The following is a 25571-nucleotide window of genomic DNA, read 5'->3' on the forward strand; positions in this document are numbered from 1 at the left end:
TATTAGAAAACTTCCATTTCTAATACTCATACTTATCTCAATAATATGTACTGATATAAATATACTGCTATCACACCAATAAAAAGGGTGCGGTGCGACTGTCTTTTGATTGGGCAACGTCATATGGCGTACCTTGTGCGACAATAACCCCACCCGCATCGCCCGCCCCTGGCCCAATATCAATAATCCAATCACTATTGCTTGCCACTTGCATGTCATGTTCAACCATGATGACGGTATTACCCGCATCGACAAGACCGTTCAGCTGAGTCATGAGCATAGACACGTCAGCAGGATGTAGGCCGGTGGTTGGCTCATCTAATATGTATAACGTGTCGCCTCGCTGCGTGCGTTGCAGCTCAGTGGCAAGTTTAATGCGCTGTGCTTCGCCGCCCGATAATTCGGTAGCAGGCTGGCCCAGACGTAAGTAGCCAAGTCCAACTTGTAGCAACGCCTCTAATGCACGCAAAATAGGTGCCTCATCAACAAAAAAATCATGAGCTGCTTCAACGGTTAAGTTTAATACTTCAGCGATGTTTTTATCTCGATAAGTGATTGCCAGCGTATCCTCGTCATAGCGTTGACCATGACATACCTGACAAGGTGCATAAACGCTTGGTAGGAATAATAATTCAACACTGACAAACCCTAACCCTTCGCAATTTGGGCAGCGACCTTTGGTAGTGTTAAATGAGAACCTGCCAGCATCATAACCATGAGATTTTGCTTGCTTAGTCGCCGCAAAAATCTTACGCACATCGTCAAACAAACCCGTATAGGTTGCCAAGTTAGAGCGCGGTGTGCGACCAATTGCTTTTTGATTGATATTAATAAGGCGACGGATATGCTCCATGCCATCGACAATTTCACCGCCAGTTACTGACTCAAGCTCTTGCTCAAGTAAATCTGCTTCACCGACAGGCGCTTCTGTAACTGTCTTCTGCCCCAACGCTTCACTAATAAGCTCTACCAATGCTTGGCTGACGAGGCTTGATTTGCCTGAGCCCGAGACCCCTGTGACACTGGTCATTACCCCAAGCGGAAACTCAACGTCTAATCCTGTTATGTTATTTCGCTCAATATTGGCAAGCTTAAGCCAGGCTGCTGGCTGCCTTGTATTAGATTTTGACTGTGCGTTAGATGTCGCATCGGCAAAGAGATATTGACTAGTATGCGACTGTTCAACCTCACGAAGACCATCTACAGGACCACTATAGACAATCTCACCACCATGCGTGCCTGCCTTTGGCCCCACATCAACTATCCAATCAGCATGTCTAATGACACTAACGTCATGCTCAACGACAAACACCGAGTTACCAGCCGCGATTAGCTCATCCAAAGACCCTAGCAATGCTTGAGTATCAGCAGGGTGCAGTCCAGCTGATGGCTCATCAAGGACATACACCACGCCAAACAGCTGCGAGCGAATTTGAGTGGCTAATCGCAGTCGCTGTAGCTCACCAGGAGAGAGTGTCGGTGTGGTACGCTCAAGCGAGAGATAGCCTAGCCCTAACCTTGTCAGCGCTTCAACACGAGAGAGAATATCACTGGCAATACGTTGGGCAACGATGGCTTTTTCGCGGTTTGGTGTCTTGTTAGCTACCTTGGTACGTGCGGTTTTTTCCAGTCTTTGTGCCATTTCAGTCAGTGTTAGCTGTGATAGCTCACCGATATCGAGTCCTGCAAACTTAACTGAAAGCGATTCTTTCTTTAGTTTTTTGCCGTGACATTCGGGGCACTCAGATATCTGCATAAACTGCGAGACGCGTTTTTTAGTGCGCGGGCTCTGAGTGGTAGCAAAAGAGTGCAAAATGAAGTTTTTGGCACTGATAAAAGTACCCATATAATTTGGTTTCTCACCGTTTTCTATCGCATTGCGCGTTTGCTCAATATTGTATTCAGGATAGACAGGCACTGTCGGCGTATCATCTGTAAACAAAATCCAGTCGCGTGTTTTTTTAGGTAGTGTGTGCCATGGTTTATCAATATCATAGCCCAATGTGGTCAATATACGACTGAGGTTTTGACCTTGCCACGCTGGTGGCCACGCTGCAATCGCACGCTCACGGATGGTCTTGGTATTGTCTGGCACCAGCAACTCTTCAGTGACCTCAAATACGCGGCCAATACCTGAACAAGTTGGGCAAGCACCATCTGGCGTATTGGGAGAGAAAGCATCGGCGTAGAGTATTCCTTGATCTGCCGGATATTCTCCTGCTCGTGAGTACAGCATGCGCAGGCCATTGGATATCGTCGTAACGCTACCCACAGACGAGCGCACTGAAGGCGTACCTCGCTTCTGCTGTAAAGCGACTGCTGGTGGTAACCCTTCTATAGAATCAACGTCTGGCTCATCGACCTGATCAATGAGTCGTCTGGCATAAGGCGATACAGAATCAAGATAACGGCGTTGTGACTCGGCAAATAGTGTACCGAATGCTAATGACGACTTGCCTGAGCCTGAGATACCAGTAAAGACCACCAAGGCATTACGAGGTAAGTCAACATCAACGTTCTTCAAATTGTGTACGCGTGCGCCTCTGACCTGAATATTGTCTTGATCAGGGTTATAAAGGGCATTTCTCACTGTGCTTGTTTTACTTGTTTTTTCTTCTAATTTTTCTGAATTTGCCATAGCGTTATTGTTCCTATCGAATCGTTGTTTATTCCTAACGTGCTTAGTTTTCTTTACTTGATTAGTTGTCTTTATTTAATTAGCAGAAAGGTTAACACGTACTCATACATAGCCATGGCTAGGCTTACATATCAATAGCATAGATAGACAAAACGATAACTCAAGTCACCCAATCATTAATAATAAAAAACCCGCATCAACGCGGGTTTTGTTTAGCAAAAAAGACTATCAGGATAATGGTGACTTGGAGATTAAGACACCACCAAGCGCATCAATTGGGTACTAATATAACCACCAAATGTCCCTACTGCGTAACCTAAAATACCTAAAAACACTCCTACTGGTGCTAGCGATGGATGAAATGCCGTAGCGACAATCGGTGCTGAGGATGCACCGCCAGTATTGGCATTAGAGCCAACTGCCAAAAAGAAGAACGGTGCTCGAATGATTCTAGCGACAGCAAAGATAATCACGACATGGATGCTCATCCATAGTAAGCCGATTAACAGTAAACACCACTGTGAGACAATACCAGCCAGATTGATTTGCATACCGATTGCGGCGATTAATACAAAGATAAATACCGTGCCGATTTTTGATGCGCCAACATGATCTAACCTACGTATCTTAGTGAACGAAAATATAACACCTATTACCGTAATAATTACCACCATCCAAAAGAACGAGCTGGCAAAGCTATACTGAACGGCCCAACTATAAGGGGCAAAGAAATCTGCAATCTGGCCACCGACAAAGTGCGCCACTCCGACCATGGCAAAGCATAAACCAAACATCACCATCAAATCATTGATGGTTGCTGGGCGGGCATGATCACGCTCATAGCTTTCAACTGCTTTGACTACTTTATCAATGCTACTGGTATCCGCTCGCAAAAAGCGGTCTATCTTGTCGCTATGTTTCGCCATTAACAAAATAGCCAGCAGCCACAATGAGGCATTGGTAGTATCAACCAAAATCATCATACCAAACAAATCATCACTGACCCCAAACAGCTCCTTCATTGCCGCTTGGTTGGCTGCGCCGCCGATCCAACTGCCCGCTACGGCCGAGAACCCACGCCATAACGTATCATCGGTAAACATCGCAGGCGATATCCACTTAGCGACTCCCAAACTGATCGGGCCACTGATGACGATAGCAATACTGGCAGCAAAAAACATCGCGATTGCTTTCCAGCCTAAGCCCAGTATTTTAGGCACATCCATGGACAAGGTCATCAACAGCAAACTTGCTGGCAGTAAGTAAGTGGCAGTAAAACCATAAATCTGCGAACCAATACCATCGGCAAACACGCCTAAGCTATTTAGAGTAGCTGGTATAAAGCAGCAAAGCACAATACCAGGCAATATGGCATAAAATCGACGCCAAAATTTACCCGGTAAGCCTTGGGTATAAAAAACCAGACCAATAATGGCCATGATGATGCCAAAGGCTAATGGCAAATTATCAATTGCTAAGTTTGAGGTGGCAGGCATCAAGGCGCTCCAAGAGTTACAACGGGCAAAAGTAAATCAGTATAGACAAGGCAAAAAACTCCTGCAAGCAGCCATGGACTATTAGCTAGGATTTGCCGAGTAGTATTTGACGGAATAAATAGCAAGGTAACGGTTAGGCAAGTAAGGGCATAAAGTAATCATGGCGCAATATAAAACAGGTAAACACAAAAAAGCCAGATAACAAGTATCTGGCTTTTTCAATGCTATCTTTAGACGATTAATGAATCAATGATTTTAATCGTCAAATATAGCTGTATTACGAGTTGTTACCACGGTTGCCGCCGTTTGGACGACCTTGGCCACGGCTGTCAGAACGACCAGCTGGACGACCTTGGCTGCCGCTTGGACGACCGCGACCAGTTGCAGCACGCTCACCACGTGGAACGCCATTGCTATCACCGCGGCTTGGGCCACCAGTGCGCTTGCCTTGATACGGCTTGCCACCTGAACGCTCATTTGGTTTGCCTGACGTGTCACGTGGCTTACCTTGATAACCGCTGTCATTGCTAGCGCGTTGACCAGTTGGAGCGCTGTCGCTTGAACGACCACGACCTTGACCACCACCGCTAGATTTACCAGCATAGCCACCGCCTGAACGACCACGGCCTTGACCGCCACCGCCGTTAGAACGACCACGACCACGGCCACGACCATTACCTTTGTTTTCGCTAGGTACGTAAGTTTTCTTAGGCTCCATACCTTCGATGATACATACTTCCATTTTGCGATCTAGATAACGGTTGATAGCGTTAAGCTGTGGACGATCATCCATGCTACATAGGCTGATAGCAACACCAGTACGACCAGCACGACCACAACGACCGATACGATGGACGTAATCTTCAGTCTGACGCGGCAAGTCATAGTTGATAACGTGCGAGATAGCTGGGATGTCTAGACCACGTGCAGCAACGTCAGTCGCTACTAGGATTTTTACTTTACCATTACGCAAGTCTTGAACGATACGGTTACGCTTGCTCTGTGGCAAGTCACCATGTAGGAAGCTTGCTTTATGGCCCGCTTCTTGTAGCTGCTTAGCCAGTTTTTCAGTGCTACGTTTGGTAGCAGCAAAGATAATGATCTGTTCCATATCTTGCTGGCAAACGATTTTATCAAGTAAACGGTTTTTGTGATCAAAATCATCACAGTAGTACACTTTTTCTTCGATGTGTGCAGATTCTACTTTGATTGATACGCGCTCAGGGTTCTTAGTGAAGCTGGCAGCGATTTTACCTACTGGGCCATCCCAAGTTGCTGAACACATGATCGTTTGACGATCGATTGGTGCTGCACGAAGGATATCACTAATGTCATCAGCAAAACCCATGTCTAGCATACGGTCAGCTTCGTCAAGTACCAATACTTCTAGGTTTGACAAATCAACGCGACCTGCATTGATATGGTCAAGTAGACGACCAGGAGTTGCAACGATTACTTGAACGCCCTTTTTCAAAGCAGTGATCTGACCGTTGTATGGTGCGCCGCCAACTAGTGGTACACAAAATAGACCGCGCATGTCTTTAGAGTAAGTGCGAACGCTATCATGTACTTGCTGAGCAAGTTCACGCGTTGGCGTTAGGATAAGTGCTTTGGTTAGTTTGTCAAAGCTAGTGGCACGGCTCAAACGGTCAAGTACAGGGATAACGAAAGCCGCTGTTTTACCACTACCCGTTTGCGCTGACAATAAAAGGTCACGACCTGCTAGAGCAAAAGGAATAGCTTGTTCTTGAATAGGGGTTGGGTTGGTATAGCCACTGCGATCAAGCGCAGTAAGAATTGGCTTAGCAATGCCAAGATCAGTAAAAGTGATTTTGTTTTCCTCAGTGGCGTCAGTAGCAGCCGCTTGAGTATTGTTATCAGTATTTGGAGTGTCAGTGCTTTCGATGATGCCGTTTTCAGCGGCGATTGCAGATAAGATGTCAGTCATAAGAATCCTTGGTAAGTATAAGTTGCTGTAAATTCAGCAAACTTGATGCATACCACTGATAACCGTTCACCACGCTGCTCTTATTAGCATTACCGAGCAATATAAAATTGTCGATAATTAGAAACCAAGCCAATAGAGCTTAGCGTCTTTATAATAAATGCGTTCGTGCTGTCTGACGTATTTTGGTGGTAGTGCCGAGTGTCTTATCCTTGCTTGATATACGCTCATTACCAATGCTTTGTCCAAAGCAGATAAAGGCAAACAGCAACCAATCTAGACCCTAGTTATAGGCCAGTAGATAAGATATGAGTCAAAAATAACTGATATTTTTAAAGGTTATTTAAGTACACAAAATCATCGGCAACAATTACTTATGGTCATCCTAGACCCAAAATCGCAGGCGATGTTATCAATCTCATAATTCACGAAAGCCTAAGCTAACGTGGCGACGCAGTATAGCACAATAAAAAAATATATGTACCTATTTCTTCAATTACTGAGTAAATAAGCACTAACAGTGTTGATAATAAACAAGTTTAGTTGTTTTATTTAATAACTACAGCAGAATTGAATAACTAAAGCAAATGAGCTACTCACTATTTATCTATCGTACTACTTTGACTTCTGTTACATAAGTAGGTAGCTGCCATGCCCCGCCCGCCTCGATTAAGCGGCAAAGTCCAGTGGTGCTTTCATGGCTTTTTTCAAATGCACGGCCCGTCCATAGCCAATCGGTTTTGCTCATGCAATCACCGATGCCGCGACCTTTTTGTACAGAGGTAAGCTTGCCTTTATCGTAGCCAGTAGCATTGGTCGTAACCAACGTTGGCTTATAAGGTTTACTATCATTGAGCACCCAAACCCCTGCTCCAGCGTTATAAGCGCCTGTCCAGCACTCATGCTGTGCCAACAGCTGAGAGCCATTTAGACGACTGATACGCCAAGGTGATTTGTCTGAAAGATTGGGACAAACGCTGTCTGCATCTTTCATTGTGCCTTTTACCAACGCTGCCAACTGAGAGGACCTCATTACAAACTTTTTGTCATTACCATCGTCCGCTTTGGCGCTTGGAACGATGAACTGCAGTACTGGCGCGGCTTTGGGAGGTAATATACCGCCACTAGATTTAGCAGCATCGTCATTTTTGATAAAAGCACTGGATGTACCAACGCGACCTTGGAACTCATCGGCTTTTAGCATAGCAGCACTGGCACCTTTGTCAGAGAGCTGCCAACGTGAATTGCGCAAGGCCAACGTAATCTTACTAGATTTGGTCAACGCCTCTAATAATGCAGTTACCTGCGCTTGAGTAAGCTCAGCGTTACCTGCAGCGGCTGAATATGGCTTCGTCTCACCATAATCCTTGTCATTAATAAACAACGAGATGCGATGACGATTACCGAGCTGCATTAGGGCTTTAGACGAGCTGTCCTTTGCCCCGCCAAGCTTTACTTTACCATCCACGCCAGCATTCGCACCTGCGCGGCGTACGAGCAATATAGAAACAGGGAACTCGCTGTTATTCTCTGCTTGATACCCTGCCAGCCGGCATGTACGCGTATTATCACAAGCGACTTGCCAGTCTTGACTGGTAAACTCAGTCGATGTACTGGCCATACTGGTGGTACTAAATAAAGCGGTACTAAGCGCTGCAAGTACAGGCAGTAATATTTTATTTTTTATCATATAGGTGGGTTGTTCTTTTATTTTTTTAGGTATGTTTTCTGAGTAATACTCTACAATGATGTTTTTGGGATTTTTATTAAACTGGGCACTATCTTTATAGCTATTGTCATCATACTTATTATCGTCATAGGTAATCCCTGACCTACTAACACCAGTTAAATCAACGCCTTTTGATAGCGACATATTGTTTATATAATTATTGTCTTTCATAATCATCACCTTTCAGTAGAAGAAGTATAAACACCTGTCTATTGTAATGGTGCTCGGCTATCTTAACGCACTAGTGTTTCTATCTGTTGTACTAATGTATCATTTTGTAAATACAAAAGGAAGACCTAGCATACGTTATATTCATTTTTATGAATATATAAAAAGGCTGATAAGCTATTTGCTTATCAGCCTTGCTGCTCTGTTTAAGGTTTATTTATGCTTAAACTGTACTGTTAGATCTAAGCTGTACTGAGTACTTAGTTTAGTCGATTGGTTTTAGCTCTAGCGCTACTGCACGTTTGACCGCAGGACGTTCGGCGATTTTCTTAGCCCAACGCTGCAAGTGTTTGTAGTCTTCTACTTGCAAAAACTCTGCTGCGTCATAGAGCTTACCTAGTGCCAACTGACCATACCAAGACCAGACAATCATATCCGCAATGTTGTAATCAGATTCATCATTGCCGCATAGGTACTCATGGTCTTTTAGATGCGTATCTAATACATCGAGCTGACGCTTGGTTTCCATCGTATAGCGATTAATTGGATATTCTAGAGGTTCAGGCGCATACGCATAAAAGTGCCCAAAGCCGCCACCTAAGAAAGGCGCGCTACCCATTTGCCACATAATCCAAGACAGACAATCTGCTCGCGCTTTGCCAGTAGCCAGTGGCAGAAATTTATCAAACTTTTCTGCTAGATACATTAGGATAGCGCCTGACTCAAAGAGTGCTATCGGCTCCCCCGCTGTATCAGTAGAATGATCGACCAAGGCTGGAATCTTTGAATTGGGGTTTATCTCTACGAACCCTGAGCCAAACTGCTCGCCTTTAGAAATATCGATTTTGTAGGCATCATATGCTGCCCCATCAATACCAAGCTCTGCCAGCTCTTCTAATAGTATGTTTACCTTGACACCATTTGGTGTATTTAACGAGTACAGCTGTAACGGGGCATCACCAACGGGCAGCTCTTTATCATAGCGAGCTCCAGACGTTGGACTATTAATACTAGCAAACTTGCCGCCGTTGTCTTTATCTTGCGTCCAAACTTTTGGTGGTACGTATTTATTATTATCTTGACTCATAATTTATCCTCGGTTTGTATTTATGACTGCCGCGAAGGTTTACTATAACGAGAACTCGTAACGATATTAAAGTCCTCTCTTGTAATCAATGTTGTGTTTCTACTGCCAAAGTAAATAGAGACGAGCTATTAGCACGCATCGAATTTTTTGTCTTATTTCACCTCTTTGCCTTTTTATTAGCTACCTTTCGCATCGTTGCTCTTATATAAGTTATCTTATATAAGTTATCTTATATTAGTTACTTTGAGTCACTTTTATTATGAGTTAAGCTTTCTTATACTACTCAGCTTGCATAGTGATCTGTTCGCAAATCCGCTATTTTCTTACTTCATAACGAGACGTTCAATGGGACTCACATGGTAACGCTCACCCCGACTCAAGATAAATACTTACCCTATGTGCTAGCGGTAGCGCTATTTATGCAGATTTTAGACGCTACTATTTTGAATACCTCGTTGCCACAAATGGCGCAAGCACTGGGTGAGTCACCATTGAAGATGCAATGGGCCGTCATCAGCTATGCATTAACCTTGGCGATTTTTATCCCTATCAGTGGTTTTTTAGCGGATAAATATGGCACACGCCGCGTATTTCTATCCGCGGTCATCATTTTTTGTATTGGCTCATTACTGTGTGCTACATCGCAAACGCTAGATTTTTTGGTTGCCTCACGTGTGGTACAGGGTATCGGCGGTGCCATGATGACGCCTGTCGCTCGTTTGATATTGGTTAAGTCTTATCCGCGCAATAAGCTGCTCACTGTGATGAATTTCGCTGTGATACCAGCGTTGGTTGCACCGCTAGTCGGTCCAGTATTAGGCGGCTATATCGTGCAATATGCTAGCTGGCATTGGATATTTTCGATCAATATACCGATGGGTGTGGCAGGTTTTATTATGGGCAAAAAACTGGTTCCAGCGCTATTTGAAGATACCAAGCGTCTTGATTGGACAGGGTTTGTATTGTTTGCTGCCGCTGCTTGCGGGTTCACACTGGCTGTCGAGTTTGGTTCACAGATAGGTCGCGGGGTTTATGGGTTGTTGCTTGGGTTGGCCGCAAGTCTATTGATCGGCGCGTATGTCTGGCATGCCAAACGGCGAGCAGCTCCCCTGTTTCCACTCAGCTTGTTTGATATTCGCACCTTTCGAATCGGTATTACAGGCAACTTGTTTACGCGGCTTGGTATCAGTGCCGTGCCCTTTTTGCTGCCCTTATTACTACAAGTGGTGTTTGAGTACTCACCTTCGCAGGCAGGTTGGCTACTTGCCCCGATTGCGGTTGGTGCTATAGGTATTAAACCTTGGGTTAGCAAGATTATTCAGCGGTTTAGCTATCGTAAGGTGCTGGTCTACAATACCTTGTTTATGGGTTCGCTTATCATTGTGCTAGCGCAGTTTAATGATGCCTCGCAGTGGCTATGGTTTATACCTATTCTGACCATCATGGGTGCCTGTAACTCCATGCAGTTCAGTGCGATGAATACGATTACGATTGGCGATTTACAGGGCACACAAACCAGTAGTGGTAACAGCTTAATGGCAGTTAATCAGCAGCTAGCGATTAGCTTTGGTATTGCGTTCGGTGCTGCTGTATTGAATCTATTACGTGAGCGTCTACAGATGGATACACTAGTAGCGTTCCAAACCACTTATTGGATATTGGGCATTTTGACCATTCTCTCGGGGCTGTATTTTTTACGTTTAAAACCTGAGGATGGCCGCGGTTTATACTAGGGCGTGTCTTCAATCGAGAAAAGCTTTCTATTAAGTGAGACTTTACGTACGACACATCTCTATTCTATATAGCCGAAACGTTAAAAATAGCTTATCTATAGACAGAGAAAAGCCAGTAAGCGATTGGATTATCAATCTCATACTGGCTTTTTATTACGACTTACATCAATAGTTAATACTATTATGCGTCATCATCACTCATTTGCGATTGGATGTAGCGCTCTACACCAATACTCTCGATTAAGTCCTGCTGCGTCTCTAACCAATCTTCATACTCTTCATTGCCATCTTTTAGCGTGACTAATAGCTGGCGAGAAACATAGTCCGACTTTGTCTCACATAAGGTGACGGCATCAGTAATAATATCGAATTTTTGTCTCTCAAGGCGTAGGTTGCACTCAATGATTTCTGGTACATCTTCGCCAACCAATACTTTGCCCAGTTCTTGCAAGTTTGGCAAACCGCCTAGCAATAAAATACGAGCGATTAGGTCGTCTGACCATTTCATCTCAGCAATAGATTGCTTATATAATGAGTCATTAAGTGCTTCTAGCCCCCAATGACGTGCAATACGTGCATGCAAAAAATACTGGTTGATGGCAATCAGTGATTGCCCAAGTACTTTATTTAACGCGCGAATAACTTCTTTATCCCCTGTCATTACCTTTCTCCCTTAATCTCTGTTATTTATGCTAAATACTGTGAATGCTATTCATACGTAGGATGATATCAGACAATATTAGGAGTGACTTCAGCCACTTGGCTTTGTAGGTAATTCGGTAGACCAATCATGTCGATGAGACGGAGCTGCTGCTCAAGCCAATGCGCATGATCTTCTTCGGTGTCTTTCAGTTGCTCGACCAACATCTCACGCGTGACATAGTCATGCTCTGCTTCGCAAAGTGCAATACCTTCTTTTAGATGCTTTTGTACTTGATACTCTAAATCTAGGTCAAACTGCAACATCTCAGGGACAGTCGCACCAATATGGATAGCATCGACAGACATCTTTGGCGTGCCACTCAACATCAAGATACGGCGAATGATATTCTGTGCGTGTAGCGTTTCGTCTTCCATTTCATGATGGATACGGTCGTATAACTTGCCATAGTGCCACTCAGCATACATCTCTGAATGGATAAAATATTGGTCACGAGCGGCAAGCTCACCACCTAGTAAGAAATTCAAATAATCAATGACTTTCTGGCTACCTATCATAACGCGTACTCCCCTATTTATTTTTACCGATCACCATATATCCACAATTTATTATATAAGGATAGCATAATTGGCGAACTGATCAGTAAAAATCAAAATCAATAAAATGGCTTCTAATCTTAGGTAAATATAGTAGCATACAGGCGCAGTATAGGGTGTAACGTTATGAACTAAGAATAAGATGCTAATTGAGAATCATAATTAGCTACAACTAGTATTGATATGTGTTATGTAACATGTTGGCGTTTGAGTGAGATTATATGGACGCTTGCACCCGACCCTTTAGGTATAATAAAGTTAGATACAGAATATTGAATATATTTTATCGTATTATATTACAAGGTATATAATTGATAATATTTAAACAGCGTATGCTAGATTGTCGAGTTTTGCATGGTGTTCGTCTAGGTAGTCATTGACCATCGGCTCACAACAGCCACAGCACGTTGCTACATCGAGCGTATCTTTTAGACCATCGAGCGTATCAACACCTGCAGCAATAGCTGCTTTGATTTGCTTTTCTTTTACGTTGTTGCAGATACATACGTACATGGATTGGCTCCTCGGAATACCACTATTCGATAATGACGGCATACGACACTTATATAAAAACCTTTGTGATAAGTGTCATTGATAAACGGATAATTTACTGTTTTTTAGCAATGAAAACTTAGTCGTTGAAATCACGTTTATCGCTTGCAGTATAATAACGATAATTATTATCATTTTCAATCACATTCGATATATTTATTTTTCGAGACAGTATCCTTATATTACAGGCAGTTCATTTATGTAAGTGGATATAAGTGTGCGTGTAACCGAATATTGTCAAAGGTAGTGAATTGACGATGAACTGTAAATTTGATTATTTTTTAATCGATTTTGTAGATAACTGCTGTTATATTGAACCCCTATTAACGAAGCCCATTGGAATTCACCTATGTCTGATAATAATTTTACGATACGACCTATCGATTTATTCAAAGTCCTATCTGATCCGACACGTCTAAAAATATTTCAAATTCTTTTTAAAAAAGAAGCACGTTGCGTGGGTGATTTGGTAGATATGCTGGACCAGCCACAACCAACGATATCACGCCACCTAAACCATTTGAAAAAATTGGGTATTTTGAGCTGTGTACGTGATGGTACTTGGATGTGGTATGAGGTCGCTGATGATTTACCAGATTGGTGTCAAGATATCTTGGACATCACCTACGAGCAAATCACTCCTAGAGGCACTAGTAGAGATGTATCAGATCTTGCTTAGACACTAGTGTCCGCTTAGATTTTTGGTTCTTTGACTGTGCTTTATAAAAAGCGTTAAAGACCATAAATCTGCGGCAATGCTCCAGACCAAAAAAGACCTACTTTCGTAGGTCTTTTTTTTGCTCAACTATTGATAATTTGACTTAAATTGCGCTAGATCAAATGCTTATACAAGATCTAAGAAGTCGCTAATAAAGGCATTGGCTGGCTGGTGTATTAGCTCTTCTGAAGTGCCTACCTGCTCTACTCGGCCCTGATTCATCACGACGATCTCATCTGATACCGCACGTGCCTCTTCTTGATCGTGCGTTACCATGATACTGGTGATACCAAGGTCGTGGTGGATGTTTTTTAGCCATGTGCGCAGCTCTTTACGGACTTTGGCATCTAGTGCACCAAACGGCTCATCTAGCAGCAACAGCTTCGGTTTGACAGCAAGTGCACGTGCTAAGGCAATGCGCTGACGCTGACCACCTGATAGCTGATGTGGATAAGCATTGGCAACTTGTGGTAGCTGTACAAGGTCTAAGAGCTCTGCCACACGCTTATTGATATCAGCTTTGCTTGGGCGTTCGTTTTTTGGCAACAAAGTCAATCCAAAGGCCACATTGTCCGCGATGTTTTTATGGCGAAACAGCGCATAATGCTGAAACATAAAGCCAATATGGCGCTTTTGAACTGGGGTATTAGTCACATCTAGCTCATCAAACAATACCTGTCCAGAGTCAGCATATTCCAGACCTGCGATAATACGTAGCAAGGTGGTCTTACCGCAGCCTGATGGACCTAGCAACGTCGTCAGTTTGCCAGTCGGCACAGTGATATTGATATTGTCCAAAGCCGTAAAATTGCCGAATTTTTTATTAACGTTGCGAATCTCAATGCTCATAATCGTATCTCTTATTATATCTTTTGTCGTATCGTGGCAAGTAGCTGAGTAGCGACTGCATCCGTAGTATTAACATCATTTATCAGATAATGGCAGTTATACCTTGCCAGTACTGTCCGCACTCGTCGATTCAGTGGCGGCAGTGGCGTTAGCACTTACTGGCAGCTCAGGTGCACTGGCAAGCCGCTCAGACTTGGCAAATTTACGCTCTTGTATCTTGGTCATGACTTGCTGAATCAGTAGCGTCACTAAGGCAAGTGCAGCCAATATGCTCGATAAGGCAAACGCAGCGGTAAAGTTATAATCGTTATAGGCAATCTCAACCAATAGCGGCATGGTGTTAGTCTCGCCGCGAATGTGACCAGATACCACACTGACGGCACCAAACTCACCCATCGCGCGCGCATTAGTCAGAATCAAACCATATAGCAGCGCCCATTTGATATTAGGCAGTGTCACATGCCAAAACGTCTGCCAACCAGTCGCGCCTAAGGTTAACGCTGCTTGCTCCTCAGAATCGCCTTGAGTCTGCATCAATGGGATCAGCTCACGCGCAACAAAAGGAAAGGTCACAAATAGCGTCGCCAAAATGATACCAGGTACTGCATATATTACTTGGAAACCCATACTCTCAAGCCAGCCGCCGATAGTAGAGTTCAGTCCAAACAGCAACACAAACATCAAACCTGCAACCACTGGTGATACCGAAAATGGCAAATCTAGTAAAGTGGTGACCAGCTGCTTACCTTTAAACTGATAGCGCGTGACCAACCATGCAATTGCGATGCCCATTACCATATTAATTGGTAAGACAATCGCCGCTGTGATCAATGTCAGTTTGATGGCTTGCAAAGCTTCAGGGTCTACTAATGAAGCAATATATAGCTGCCAACCATTTTTAAAGGCTTCGTAAAACACAGCCAGTAATGGAATGACCAACATGACAATCATGAATAGCACCGCAATGGCAATAAAGGTACGGCGTATCCATGGGGTATCTTTGGTCGCAGCGTTGCTTTGGTAGTCGTAGCTATTAGATATTTGCATATTAGCGAGCTCCTACACGGCGCGACAGTTTCCACTGCATAATATTGATGGTCAGCAAGATGACAAATGATATGAGTAGCATAAATAGTGCAACCGCAGAAGCACCTTGAATATCAAACTGCTCAAGCTTACTGATAATAATGAGCGGTAAAATCTCAGACTGCATCGGAATATTGCCCGCGATAAAGATAACTGAACCATACTCGCCAGTGGCACGAGCAAACATCATACCTGCACCCATCAGCAAGGCTGGCAATAACTCCGGCAAAATCACTTTACGAAAAGTTGTCAAACGATTAGCGCCCAATACTGCAGCCGCTTCTTCAAACTCAACAGACAGCTCAGCAAGTACGGGCTGCACCGCACGGACAATAAAGGGGAAGCTCACCACAACCAGTGCTAGCCAAATACCTATCGGCGTAAAGGCAACCTGAATATCGAACTTGGCAAACCATTGACCAATCAAACCATTAGGTGCATATAAAGTGGCAAGCGAGATACCTGTAACGGCCGTTGGTAGTGCAAATGGTAAATCAACCAAGGCATTAATCAGTGACTTACCCCAAAACTCATAGCGGACAAGTACCCACGCAACCAGTGTACCAAAGACCATATTGGTCAGCATCGCCAAAAACGACATCCATAAGCTGAGCTTAATTGCAGCAGTGACTTGCGGCTGGGTGATGGTTTCCCAAAAACCCGTCCAACCCATCTGAGTTGTGGTATAGGCCATCATGGCAAACGGTAGCACCACCAATAACGACAAGCTAAAGACAGTAATACCCATGCTCAGACCGAACCCGGGTAGCACATTGCGCTGACGCAAACGGGTCAGCCAACCTTTTTTATTGCCGGGCTTACTGGCAGAAGAAGATGTTGCACTCATAGTGATGTCCTATTGCCTAACTGATGGTATTTAGCGAGGGTGCTCACTGTAAGACCATTATTACCATTGTTATCAAAATTATTATTGGTCGGCTTATGATATAAAGGACATAGTGCGTACGACCATGTCCTTTATGGGGTGCTTCATGACTGACTGTACGAATAATTGAGTTAATCCGTTCCAGCGGTTAGCGCAGTAGCTGCTCTAAGTACTTAGCAAGTGATTACTGAGGCGCGTTAATTGCCAATTGGTCAAATACACCGCCATCGCTGAAGTAAGTGCTCATGATCTCATCCCACGTACCAAAGGCATCATTCGGGCGGAAAGTCTCAACTGGCGGTAATTTGTCACCGTTTTTGTCAAGAACGCTCTTAACGCTAGGACGTAGATATAGATTGGCCGCTAGCTGCTGAGCAGGCTCACTCCATAAGTAATCAAGGTACGCTTTGGCAGCGTCTGTAGTGCCTTTTTTATCTGTTACCGTCTTCACAACTGCTACAGGGCTTTCTGATTTAATTGAGTATTTTGGATAAACGATGTCTACTTGACCTGCGCCAAAATCAGTCGCTGCAAGGTTGGCTTCGTTTTCAAAAGTAACCAATACATCACCAATACCGCGCTGTACGAAAGTCGTTGTCGCGGCACGTCCGCCGTTTTCATAGACTTTGACATTTTTTAGCATGTCTTTTACGTAGCCTTTAGCTTTTGTTTCATCTTCATTAAAAGCATGTAGACCATAACCATAAGCACCCAAGAACGCATAACGACCGTTACCTGTCACTTTTGGATTGGCCATGACAATCTCAACACCGTCTTTGGTCAAATCTTCCCAGTCTTTGATGTTTTTTGGATTGTCTTTACGTACCAAAAATACGATCGTACTGGTAAACGGCACTGCGTTGTCTGGGAATTTGCTTTCCCAATCTGACTCAACCAAGCCTTTTTTCTCAAGCAGCTCAATATCAGAGCCTTGGTTCATGGTAGCAACATCGGCTTGTAGACCGTTGGCAACAGACAATGCCTGTTTGCTTGAGCCGCCATGTGATTGTTTGATTAAGATATTGCTGTTTGGGTTCTCAGCTTTGTAGTGCTCAACAAACAACGGGTTGTAGTCTTTGTAGAAATCACGTGCCACATCGTATGAGACATTAAGTAGCTCGATATTTTGCCCTTCTGTCGTCGCTGAACCATCAGCTGCGGCCTCAGTAGTCTCACTGTTGCTACAACCAGCTAGACCAAGAGTCAAAGCAACGCCAGCAATACTCAAGGCACTAAGAGTTTTACTTTTCTGTTGATAAAGAGCTACGTCTGTCATAAATACCTCAAAGATGTCTGTTGTGTAATGCAAGTATGCTAACAGCGCCATCTTATTATGTTTAATGATGAATATGCGTATGTTATTGCCAAAAGGGAATAACCAGTAAACAAAGCCAGATATATCAATAAGTTGTTAAAAGAATCTGTATGTATAACTGACTGTTTGTTTATTGATGGTTTTAATACTGGCATGCGCCCTATCTATCTTGTCCGCGTTTCATTGAAAGCGGCTAAGATAGATAGTTCTATAAACTGAGAATTAACGACTAATTCGTGGTTGCCAGCTGATCAAAGCGGCCGCCATCTACAAAGAAAGCATCCATAATCTCTGCCCATGAGCCAAACACAGCCACAGGTTCAAACGTTTCAATATCAGGCAAAGTATCTTTGTGAGCAGCTAGGATTTGCTCATCACTTGGACGCATATACATTTTTGCCATGAGCTCTTGGGCAGGCTTATCCCATAAGCCTTTCAGATAAGCACTAGCTGCTTCCGTCTTACCAGATTTTTCAGTCACTGCCGTTACGACCGCTACCGGGTTGGCAATCGTAATCGAATAGCTCGGATATACGATGTCAACGTTACCCTTTGCAAATTGTTGGGCAGTCAAATGTGCTTCGTTTTCAGTCGTGATCAACACATCCCCTAGACCACGCTGAGTAAAGCTGGTCGTTGCAGCGCGCGCCCCATTGTCATAAGTGACCACGTTTGCCAGCAACTTCTTGATAAAGTCATTGGTTTTTACAGGATTTTCATTACTGCTTTCTTTGAATTGGTGCAAGCCGTAGCCATAAGCACCCAAAAAGGCATAACGCGCCGTGCCACTGGTTTTCGGATTCGGGATGACCACATCGATATCATTACGGGCCAAATCTGACCAGTCTTTGATATTTTTTGGATTACCAGCGCGAACCAGTAGCACCATGGTGCTGGTGTACGGCACGGCATTATTTGGTAGTGCTTGCTGCCAGTCAGCAGCGACTAAGCCTTTTTCCACCAATAGATTCATATCGCTCTCTTGGTTAAAGGTCACCACATCCGCTTGCAGACCATTGGCAACAGAGAGCGCTTGCTTACTAGAGCCGCCATGTGACTGATTGATATTTACTTTGCTATTTGGGTGAGTCTTCTGGTAGTCGGTACTGAATAAGGTGTTGTAGTCTTTATAAAAGTCGCGCGACACATCATAGGAGACGTTGAGTAGATTAATATCCTGTGTCCCGCCACTGGCACTATTTGCCGTGTCATCTTGCGTCGCTTCTGTTGGACTGCAGCCTGTCATTATCATCGCTGCTGCAAACATGCCGCTGGTGGCAAGTACACGTGCTTTTACAGGCTTATTATTAGTTGATTGAATGCTAGCAATGCTGATTTGTTGAAATTTTTTTTGCATGATGCTCTCGATAAAAGTAGTAGAAGCGTTTTGTCAAAATCTTGACCATCATCACAGGGCCTACAATCTTTTGAGTTCAGTTGTCGGGATGATGCAAGCTATGCTAGCAGCATAAATAGCAAACGCTTAGTGACGAATTAGCTTATCGACTAGTGAAGTTGGCATAAGTGATAGGAGCAATCGTTTTGCATCATTAAGAATAAAATGGGTTGAGTAGTTGCTGGCAGGTTTATTAAGTAGACTATGATTTGGGTAGGCTGTACCATTATTTGTACGTCATAAAGTTTGCTGTATTAATGATACTTTCATTATTCCGATACTATGCAAACCTTACCCTCCTACTTGACCAAAGGCCCTTATATGAATACTTCATACCATCAATTTCGTTCTATTGTAGGGCTAATAATGATGACCTCTACCCTAGCTGCTTTAACAGGCTGTAATAGTATGTCGCCTACTGTTGATAGCGATAGCCACAGCAGGGTTAAATCAGTTGCCAGTACAACATCTGCTTTGCCAGCTATTCAAAATAATGATTTGGGTGACAATGTCTCAGCAGACAGATTTCCAATAGATAAAGTTTCAACAAACAAGGTTTCAGCGGATTACGCTACTGCCGACTACGACAAACGAGCACAAGGCTATGATTGGGTTGGCGTGATGGTACGAGCAGATGGTGATCGACAGATTGACATTAAAGTTCGCTCACGCAGCGATATCAAAAAACCTACTTGTCACTTCGATGGTAAGGCAACACTCATGGGGCAAGATACTGCTCACGGTACGATTTTCCAGGCAAAGGTAAATGGCAGCACTGCTTTTTTCCAATTTAAAGACGACTCCATCATCATCGACAGCCCAGATAAGTATGCACTGAACTATTTTTGCTCAGGTGGCGGCTCGCTTGCTGGAGAATATAAAAAGCTGGCAACAAATTTGGAGATTTAATAGACAGCGCTAACATGAGTTAAGGCGTGTTTTTCATTTCAAAAGTAGTGATAAAAACAAAAAGGTGCCAGACAATAAGTCTGACACCTTTTTTATGATTGGCTTAGTACGAGTTATTTATACTGATGATCTGCCCTTATACCGCAGATGCACCCGTTAATTTAACCTCAGCACGCTCTTCTTTTGCGATGCCAGCATAGTAGTCACGCAAAATCTGTAACACTTCTGGACGGCTAAAGTTATCTGGTACATCTTCGTCTTCTGATAGTGCTTTACGCAGCTTAGTACCTGATACTTTAACGTGCTCAGAGGCGTCATGCGGGCAAGTCTTATCAGAGGCCATCGCATTACAAGCGTTACACCAGAACGTCCAGCCGATTTTGAGCGGCTGAGTGATAAGATCATCTTTACCAACGTGCTCAAAAATCGTTTGCGCATCAAACGCACCGTAGTAATCGCCGACACCCGCATGATCACGACCGACAATCAGGTGGCTACAGCCATAGTTTTGACGGAATAGCGCATGTAACAATGCTTCACGTGGACCAGCATAGCGCATATCCAACGGATAACCTGCTTGGATAACGGTATCTTGTCTAAAGTAGTTATCGATCAAGGTCTTGATGGCTTCTTGACGAACTTCTGCTGGGATGTCACCAGGTTTCAATGCGCCTAATAATGAATGAATCAGTACACCATCACAGATTTCAATCGCAATCTTGGCCAGATACTCATGTGAACGATGCATTGGATTACGCGTCTGGAATGCAGCCACTGTTTTCCAGCCTTTAGCATCTAAAATTGCGCGCGTTTCTGCTGGCGTTTTGTAGATTTCTGGATATAGTGTTGGGAACTCGCCTTCGCTCAATACTTCAACACTACCGGCAATATTGACGGCTTCTTGGTTCAATACTTGTTGTACGCCTGGATGCTCTGAATCCGTGGTCGTAAATACTTGCTGACACTCATGCTCTTTATCGATGGTATAAGTCTCTTCTACCGTCAAGATACCCATGACTTCGCCATCTTGAGCGACCAAGGCTACTTTGTCGCCTTGACTCAAATTATCCGCAGTCTCTTTTGGCGCAGACAAAGTGATAGGAATTGGCCAAAACAAACCTGCGTTTTCACCGCTTTGCAAACGCATATTGTCTACCACGCCCTGCCAGTCCGCTTGATTCATAAAACCATTTAACGGAGTGAAACCACCAATACCGAACATGATTAAATCACCGCGCTCACGTGAGCTTAGAGTGATGGTCGGCAATGTGCTGGCAAGCTCTAATGCTTGATCACGTGCTGCACCGTTTAATAATAGTGGCTTAAGCTCTGCACTACCATGTGGTGGAACCAGCTTTGATTTGAATTGTGATTGGGTTTGGCTTTGAGTTTGAGACATATAGTTATTAAAACCTCTTATAAAAAGAATGGTTGGAAGAGATGAGCAAAAATGCAAAAGCGATTAAATGTACAAAACTGAGAAGAAAGCCGTCGCTAGATAATAAGTAGCGTACTAGCGACTGGGCATTAAATTTGATACGCATAGGCTACCTAACTTTCGTTATGAAAATTTATGCTGTGTTTGGATATGGATATGTCTGAAAGGAATTTATGTTTCTGGCTACAAGCTTATATGATGTATAGCTGAATTATTTACATTGCGAACGGCAATAAAACCTATTACACACGCAAATCATTTTCGTCGCTGATTTTAAGATTAAAAACAAAACTGAGATTACGTCATGTATCAATATAATTACGCTGATCAAACGCTAGTGGAAGAACGGGTCGCCCAGTTTCGCGACCAAACCGAGCGGTTTTTGGCAGGTGAGCTTGCCGAGGAGCAGTACTTACCACTGCGATTGCAAAACGGCTTGTATATCCAGCGTTATGCGCCTATGCTCCGTATCGCCATTCCTTACGGCTTGCTTGCCAGCTATCAGCTACGCAAGTTGGCCGAGATTACCCGTAAGTATGATAAAGGCTATGGGCACATGACCACCCGTACCAATATTCAGCTGAACTGGCCAAAACTAGAAGAAGTGCCAGACATTTTGGCTGAGCTTGCGACAGTACAGATGCATGCCATCCAAACCTCAGGTAACTGTATCCGTAATACGACAACGGATCCTTATGCGGGTATCCATAAAGAAGAAATTGCTGACCCACGCCCTTATTGTGAGATTATCCGTCAGTGGTCAACCTTCCACCCTGAGTTTGCCTTTTTACCACGTAAATTTAAAATTGCAGTCATCGGTACCGAAGCGGATCGAGCTGCGACGCAAGTCCATGATGTGGGTCTGCACGTCGTTACCAATGACGCAGGCGAGCTTGGCTTTGAAGTGATCGTTGGTGGTGGCCTCGGGCGTACCCCTATTATCGGCAAAACGATTCGCAAGTTTTTACCTCGTGAGCATTTACTAAGCTATCTCGATGCCGTTTTGCGCGTTTATAACTTGCATGGTCGCCGTGATAACAAGTACAAAGCCCGTATTAAAATTTTGGTTGATAGCTTAGGTGGCAATCAGTTTGGCAAATTGGTGGAGGCTGAGTGGGAAGCACATACTAAAGATGGCCCGCTTACCTTGACTGAAGAGAATTTTGACACCGCTGCTAGCTACTTTAGCATGCCTGATTATCAGTCATTTGATGCGCTCGCAGTACAATCAGAGTTGCAAGCACAATTGGCAGACAATAAAGATTTCGCTGATTGGTATAAGCAAAACACCGTGGCACATAAGGTGGACGGTTACCGTGCGGTAGTGATCTCTTTAAAAGCCGGACTGGTGGACGGTCGTTATGTGCCATCAGGTGACTTGAGTGATGCGCAAATGGATGCGCTTGCCGATTTGTCTGATCGTTATAGCTTTGGTGAATTGCGCGGTACGTATCAGCAAAATCTGGTTTTCGCTGATGTACAAACCAACCGCTTATACGAGCTATGGCAACAGTTGGTTGCGCTACATTTGGCCCGTCCAAATATCAATACCCTCACCGATATGATCGTCTGCCCAGGCTGGGACTTTTGCTCGCTCGCCAATGCCACAACCCACAATATCGCTGAACAAATCGAAAAGCAATTTGATGATCTCGACTATCTTTATGATTTGGGTGAAATCCGCCTCAATATGTCTGGCTGTATGAATGCCTGTGCGCATCATCATACCGGCGATATCGGTATCCTTGGTGTCGATAAAAAAGGCGAATACTGGTATCAAATCAGCCTCGGCGGAAACTCTAGTAACGACGCCAAAATCGGCAAGATATTGGGTAAAGCGGTGCCATCTGATGATGTCGCGACGACGATACAAAAGATAGTAGATGTCTATCTAGAGCAACGCGTGGCTAATGAGAATGAGGTAGAAGGCTTTGGTGAGCTGATCAATCGTATTGGCCTTGCACCCTTTAAGGAGAAGGTCTATGGGTAATCATCATGTGCTTGATAGCCATGGCGCAGACATCAGTGGCGAAGATACTTGGCAAGCGCTAGCGACAGCGCAGCTGCCTGACGGTATCGCGTTATCAAACCTGACCTTACTTGAGCTGTTACACAAACAAGAAAAAGTTGATGTACTTGTCCCACTAGCAGATTTATTAAATACTGATGGCAAACTGGCAAACGGTTTGCTAGAGCAAGTATTGGATATCCTCAAGCAGCACAGCAGCCGATTGGGTGTGTGGATCACATCCAACACCGATGCTGATGATCTGCCTGATGTAAAAGACTTTTTATTGACGCAAGACTTGATCGTCATTCATGTCCCAAGTTTTGTAGACGGTCGCGGTTTTAGTTTTGCACAGACCCTGCGTCAGCTTGGTTATGAAGGTGATATTCGCATGGCAGGCGCGTTTGGTCGTGATCAAATCGCTTATTTGCTGCGCGCTGGTGCGACCAGCTTTGTACTCAATGAGCATGATGCTAAATCTGATATTAGCCAAGCCTTCACTGCCCTAGCCAGTAGCTATGATGGTCGAGACGCTTCAGCATTACCGATGTTCTCAAAAAACTGATTTTATTATTCACTATCAAATCGCTATTTTTATATTAACAATTATTAAGGAATGTATTATGAGCCAATTACACCCAAACCTAGATATCGACCAAGCAAACCAAGATTTGCAAGGTAAATCACCTGAGCAAATCGTTGAGTGGGCATTGACGCAAGCCAAAAACCCAATCATCACCACCAACTTCCGTCCTTATGAGTCAGCGATCTTGCATTTGGTTGCCAAGCAGCGCCCTGACATCACGGTATTGTGGGTAGATTCAGGCTATAACACCGATGCGACCTATCAGTTTGCCAACAAATTAATTCGTGATCTTGATCTCAACGTCGTGACGTATATTCCAAAACAAACCGCTGCCCATCGTGACGCCACCATGAATGGCATCCCAGGCATTGACAACCCGCAACATGGCGAGTTCACTGAACAAGTGAAACTTGAGCCATTCCGCCGCGCCCTTGCTGAGCTAAAGCCTGACGTATGGTTTAACGCGATTCGTAAAGACCAAACAGAATTCCGTCAAGGGCTTGATGTACTTAGCTTATCAAAAGACGGCGTGCTAAAAGTAGCACCATTATTTGAAAAAACCGATGCAGATTTGGATGTGTACTTAGATGAGCACAACTTGCCAAACGAGCATGACTACTTTGATCCAACGAAAGTAGAAGAAAGCCGTGAGTGTGGCTTGCATACTCAGCTGTAATTTCAGCTGTTTATGAATTTGAAAAGCCCTTTCTTTTATTTAAGAAAGGGCTTTTTTCAGTTTTTCATTGGACTTAAAATTTTTTTCTACACGTTTACCTTGTCTATTAATGTAGAACCATTCACCATCTTTTTTGACATAGGCGGTACCATCTTTAAAAGGATCAATAAATGGAATGTCATCATAGTCTAATTCAATTGCTACATCACCATTTTTGTCAATAAATCCATGCTTACCGTTATCATAGACAAGTGCTAATCCGTTAATGAAGGGGAAGACCATTGCATAGTCTAGCTCTTTGACTACTTGATTCGACCTATTAATGATCATAAACTTATCATCATTATTAACGACGGCTAAACCACCTGAAAACCAAGTCACACTATAATATTCAATGGGTATCACGATATTATTTAGCCTATCTATAAATCCGAACTTTTCATTTTTTTCAACCGCTGCTAGGCCTTCTGTAAAGGAAATAGTAGAATCATATTCATAAGGAATAACTAACTTATTATTAATATCAATGTATCCATACTTCCCTTCGTTCTCAACTGCAGATAAACCCTCATTAAAACCCATTAAATCATCGTACATTATCGGAATAATTATCTGTCCCTGTTTATCAATGACTCCTCTTCTATTATCTACCACAACCACAGCTAAACCATCTTCAAATGGATAAGTAAGGCTGTATTTGAGAGGTATAACAACTTCACCCTGCATATTAATGTATCCGGATAAGTTGTCCTTATGAACACTTGCTAGACCTTCTACAAAAGCAATTGGAAAGTCATACTGTGTTGGTATTTTTATCACACCTTGCTTATCGATGAATCCATACTTACTACCTTTTATTACGGGCGCGAGTTCACCATCAAACTCACAGTGTTCATCAAATACAACCCCATTTGGTAACTTATAACCTTCAGCCAACGCGCATTCTGCTAGTACATCTGAACTAACTAGCAACCCTAAAATAAGTCCGAAAAAGACAGTACTTGATTTTTTTAGTCTATTAAACGTATTGTTTTGACTCATTATGATGCCTTCATAATTGTTCTGAATTAAAAAATATAAAATTATGCCCTTCTAAACC

At 43.6% G+C, this 25571-nt stretch carries 21 protein-coding genes; 6 read left to right on the top strand and 15 right to left on the bottom strand.

Annotated elements, in window-relative coordinates:
- Positions 1–70: 70 nt before the first annotated feature.
- The 5 genes from uvrA to yghU all read right to left on the bottom strand — a co-directional run bounded on the left by uvrA (position 71) and on the right by yghU (position 9063).
- Positions 71–2638 (bottom strand): excinuclease ABC subunit UvrA, encoded by a 2568-nt coding sequence (uvrA, locus tag I3254_RS11145; RefSeq protein WP_238052912.1) that lies wholly within the window; start codon positions 2636–2638, stop codon positions 71–73.
- A 251-nt stretch (positions 2639–2889) separates the two neighbouring features.
- Positions 2890–4134, bottom strand: a complete 1245-nt coding sequence (locus I3254_RS11150) for a DUF819 family protein (RefSeq protein ID WP_238052913.1) — start codon at positions 4132–4134, stop codon at positions 2890–2892.
- 277 nt (positions 4135–4411) lie between these two features.
- Entirely contained in the window at positions 4412–6082 is a 1671-nt protein-coding gene (locus I3254_RS11155) for a DEAD/DEAH box helicase (RefSeq protein ID WP_201607158.1), read from the bottom strand.
- 604 nt (positions 6083–6686) lie between these two features.
- Positions 6687–7979 carry a DUF1176 domain-containing protein gene (locus I3254_RS11160; RefSeq protein WP_238052914.1) on the bottom strand — a complete coding sequence of 431 codons (1293 nt, stop codon included), beginning with the start codon at positions 7977–7979 and terminating at the stop codon, positions 6687–6689.
- 262 nt (positions 7980–8241) lie between these two features.
- The gene (gene yghU / locus I3254_RS11165) at positions 8242–9063 is read right to left on the bottom strand and encodes a glutathione-dependent disulfide-bond oxidoreductase (protein WP_101205897.1); all 822 of its coding nucleotides are present in this window, start codon (positions 9061–9063) and stop codon (positions 8242–8244) included.
- A 356-nt stretch (positions 9064–9419) separates the two neighbouring features.
- Between yghU and I3254_RS11170 the strand changes: the two genes are divergently transcribed.
- Positions 9420–10796 (top strand): DHA2 family efflux MFS transporter permease subunit, encoded by a 1377-nt coding sequence (locus tag I3254_RS11170; protein WP_238052915.1) that lies wholly within the window; start codon positions 9420–9422, stop codon positions 10794–10796.
- A gap of 181 nt (positions 10797–10977) precedes the next feature.
- Here the strand turns inward: I3254_RS11170 and bfr (I3254_RS11175) are convergent, their stop codons facing one another.
- The 3 genes from bfr (I3254_RS11175) to I3254_RS11185 form a co-directional block, all read right to left on the bottom strand.
- Positions 10978–11457 (bottom strand): bacterioferritin, encoded by a 480-nt coding sequence (gene bfr, locus I3254_RS11175; RefSeq protein ID WP_057760255.1) that lies wholly within the window; start codon positions 11455–11457, stop codon positions 10978–10980.
- 68 nt (positions 11458–11525) lie between these two features.
- Complete coding sequence (gene bfr, locus I3254_RS11180) at positions 11526–12014, bottom strand: bacterioferritin (RefSeq protein ID WP_201607172.1); 489 nt, start codon at positions 12012–12014, stop codon at positions 11526–11528.
- Between the two features lie 360 nt (positions 12015–12374).
- A complete protein-coding gene (locus tag I3254_RS11185; RefSeq protein WP_101205900.1) occupies positions 12375–12566 on the bottom strand; it encodes a (2Fe-2S)-binding protein in 192 nt (63 codons plus the stop codon).
- Between the two features lie 388 nt (positions 12567–12954).
- Between I3254_RS11185 and I3254_RS11190 the strand changes: the two genes are divergently transcribed.
- Entirely contained in the window at positions 12955–13284 is a 330-nt protein-coding gene (locus I3254_RS11190; protein WP_057760261.1) for a metalloregulator ArsR/SmtB family transcription factor, read from the top strand.
- Positions 13285–13449: 165 nt separating this feature from the next.
- On the opposite strand, the gene cysA is transcribed toward I3254_RS11190, so the two are convergent.
- The 5 genes from cysA to I3254_RS11215 form a co-directional block, all read right to left on the bottom strand.
- Positions 13450–14172 carry a sulfate ABC transporter ATP-binding protein gene (cysA, locus tag I3254_RS11195; protein WP_346015388.1) on the bottom strand — a complete coding sequence of 241 codons (723 nt, stop codon included), beginning with the start codon at positions 14170–14172 and terminating at the stop codon, positions 13450–13452.
- Positions 14173–14268: 96 nt separating this feature from the next.
- A complete protein-coding gene (cysW, locus tag I3254_RS11200; RefSeq protein ID WP_238052916.1) occupies positions 14269–15219 on the bottom strand; it encodes a sulfate ABC transporter permease subunit CysW in 951 nt (316 codons plus the stop codon).
- Position 15220: 1 nt separating this feature from the next.
- The gene (gene cysT / locus I3254_RS11205) at positions 15221–16105 is read right to left on the bottom strand and encodes a sulfate ABC transporter permease subunit CysT (protein ID WP_057760265.1); all 885 of its coding nucleotides are present in this window, start codon (positions 16103–16105) and stop codon (positions 15221–15223) included.
- Between the two features lie 223 nt (positions 16106–16328).
- On the bottom strand, positions 16329–17420 hold the full coding sequence (locus I3254_RS11210) for a sulfate ABC transporter substrate-binding protein (RefSeq protein ID WP_238052917.1): 1092 nt from the start codon (positions 17418–17420) through the stop codon (positions 16329–16331).
- A 268-nt stretch (positions 17421–17688) separates the two neighbouring features.
- On the bottom strand, positions 17689–18816 hold the full coding sequence (locus I3254_RS11215) for a sulfate ABC transporter substrate-binding protein (RefSeq protein WP_238052918.1): 1128 nt from the start codon (positions 18814–18816) through the stop codon (positions 17689–17691).
- Between the two features lie 405 nt (positions 18817–19221).
- Between I3254_RS11215 and I3254_RS11220 the strand changes: the two genes are divergently transcribed.
- Positions 19222–19764 (top strand): hypothetical protein, encoded by a 543-nt coding sequence (locus I3254_RS11220; RefSeq protein WP_238052919.1) that lies wholly within the window; start codon positions 19222–19224, stop codon positions 19762–19764.
- Between the two features lie 136 nt (positions 19765–19900).
- Here I3254_RS11220 and sat read toward each other — a convergent pair whose 3' ends face one another.
- Positions 19901–21163: a sulfate adenylyltransferase gene (sat, locus tag I3254_RS11225; RefSeq protein ID WP_238052920.1), complete on the bottom strand. Its 1263-nt coding sequence runs from the start codon at positions 21161–21163 to the stop codon at positions 19901–19903.
- A gap of 343 nt (positions 21164–21506) precedes the next feature.
- Between sat and I3254_RS11230 the strand changes: the two genes are divergently transcribed.
- Genes I3254_RS11230 through I3254_RS11240 form a run of 3 tightly spaced genes read left to right on the top strand, consistent with a single transcriptional unit; the run spans position 21507 to position 24472 of the window.
- Positions 21507–23192, top strand: a complete 1686-nt coding sequence (locus tag I3254_RS11230; protein ID WP_238052921.1) for a nitrite/sulfite reductase — start codon at positions 21507–21509, stop codon at positions 23190–23192.
- Positions 23185–23775, top strand: a complete 591-nt coding sequence (locus I3254_RS11235; RefSeq protein WP_238052922.1) for a DUF934 domain-containing protein — start codon at positions 23185–23187, stop codon at positions 23773–23775. The genes I3254_RS11230 and I3254_RS11235 overlap by 8 nt, the downstream gene beginning before the upstream one ends.
- Before the next feature lie 58 nt (positions 23776–23833).
- On the top strand, positions 23834–24472 hold the full coding sequence (locus tag I3254_RS11240) for a phosphoadenosine phosphosulfate reductase family protein (protein WP_101205909.1): 639 nt from the start codon (positions 23834–23836) through the stop codon (positions 24470–24472).
- A 39-nt stretch (positions 24473–24511) separates the two neighbouring features.
- Here I3254_RS11240 and I3254_RS11245 read toward each other — a convergent pair whose 3' ends face one another.
- Positions 24512–25513 (bottom strand): WG repeat-containing protein, encoded by a 1002-nt coding sequence (locus I3254_RS11245; RefSeq protein ID WP_238052923.1) that lies wholly within the window; start codon positions 25511–25513, stop codon positions 24512–24514.
- Between the last annotated feature and the right edge of the window lie 58 nt (positions 25514–25571).

Source organism: Psychrobacter sp. Ps2, assembly GCF_022129405.1.
Classification (GTDB): Bacteria; Pseudomonadota; Gammaproteobacteria; order Pseudomonadales; family Moraxellaceae; genus Psychrobacter.

Excerpts from the sequence above, each read along its gene's own strand:
- uvrA (WP_238052912.1), bottom strand. The coding sequence starts at position 2,638 with ATGGCAAATTCAGAAAAATTAGAAGAAAAAACAAGTAAAACAAGCACA.
- I3254_RS11150 (WP_238052913.1), bottom strand. The coding sequence starts at position 4,134 with ATGCCTGCCACCTCAAACTTAGCAATTGATAATTTGCCATTAGCCTTT.
- I3254_RS11155 (WP_201607158.1), bottom strand. The coding sequence starts at position 6,082 with ATGACTGACATCTTATCTGCAATCGCCGCTGAAAACGGCATCATCGAA.
- I3254_RS11160 (WP_238052914.1), bottom strand. The coding sequence starts at position 7,979 with ATGAAAGACAATAATTATATAAACAATATGTCGCTATCAAAAGGCGTT.
- yghU (WP_101205897.1), bottom strand. The coding sequence starts at position 9,063 with ATGAGTCAAGATAATAATAAATACGTACCACCAAAAGTTTGGACGCAA.
- I3254_RS11170 (WP_238052915.1), top strand. The coding sequence starts at position 9,420 with ATGGTAACGCTCACCCCGACTCAAGATAAATACTTACCCTATGTGCTA.
- bfr (WP_057760255.1), bottom strand. The coding sequence starts at position 11,457 with ATGACAGGGGATAAAGAAGTTATTCGCGCGTTAAATAAAGTACTTGGG.
- bfr (WP_201607172.1), bottom strand. The coding sequence starts at position 12,014 with ATGATAGGTAGCCAGAAAGTCATTGATTATTTGAATTTCTTACTAGGT.
- I3254_RS11185 (WP_101205900.1), bottom strand. The coding sequence starts at position 12,566 with ATGTACGTATGTATCTGCAACAACGTAAAAGAAAAGCAAATCAAAGCA.
- I3254_RS11190 (WP_057760261.1), top strand. The coding sequence starts at position 12,955 with ATGTCTGATAATAATTTTACGATACGACCTATCGATTTATTCAAAGTC.
- cysA (WP_346015388.1), bottom strand. The coding sequence starts at position 14,172 with ATGAGCATTGAGATTCGCAACGTTAATAAAAAATTCGGCAATTTTACG.
- cysW (WP_238052916.1), bottom strand. The coding sequence starts at position 15,219 with ATGCAAATATCTAATAGCTACGACTACCAAAGCAACGCTGCGACCAAA.
- cysT (WP_057760265.1), bottom strand. The coding sequence starts at position 16,105 with ATGAGTGCAACATCTTCTTCTGCCAGTAAGCCCGGCAATAAAAAAGGT.
- I3254_RS11210 (WP_238052917.1), bottom strand. The coding sequence starts at position 17,420 with ATGACAGACGTAGCTCTTTATCAACAGAAAAGTAAAACTCTTAGTGCC.
- I3254_RS11215 (WP_238052918.1), bottom strand. The coding sequence starts at position 18,816 with ATGCAAAAAAAATTTCAACAAATCAGCATTGCTAGCATTCAATCAACT.
- I3254_RS11220 (WP_238052919.1), top strand. The coding sequence starts at position 19,222 with ATGATGACCTCTACCCTAGCTGCTTTAACAGGCTGTAATAGTATGTCG.
- sat (WP_238052920.1), bottom strand. The coding sequence starts at position 21,163 with ATGTCTCAAACTCAAAGCCAAACCCAATCACAATTCAAATCAAAGCTG.
- I3254_RS11230 (WP_238052921.1), top strand. The coding sequence starts at position 21,507 with ATGTATCAATATAATTACGCTGATCAAACGCTAGTGGAAGAACGGGTC.
- I3254_RS11235 (WP_238052922.1), top strand. The coding sequence starts at position 23,185 with ATGGGTAATCATCATGTGCTTGATAGCCATGGCGCAGACATCAGTGGC.
- I3254_RS11240 (WP_101205909.1), top strand. The coding sequence starts at position 23,834 with ATGAGCCAATTACACCCAAACCTAGATATCGACCAAGCAAACCAAGAT.
- I3254_RS11245 (WP_238052923.1), bottom strand. The coding sequence starts at position 25,513 with ATGAGTCAAAACAATACGTTTAATAGACTAAAAAAATCAAGTACTGTC.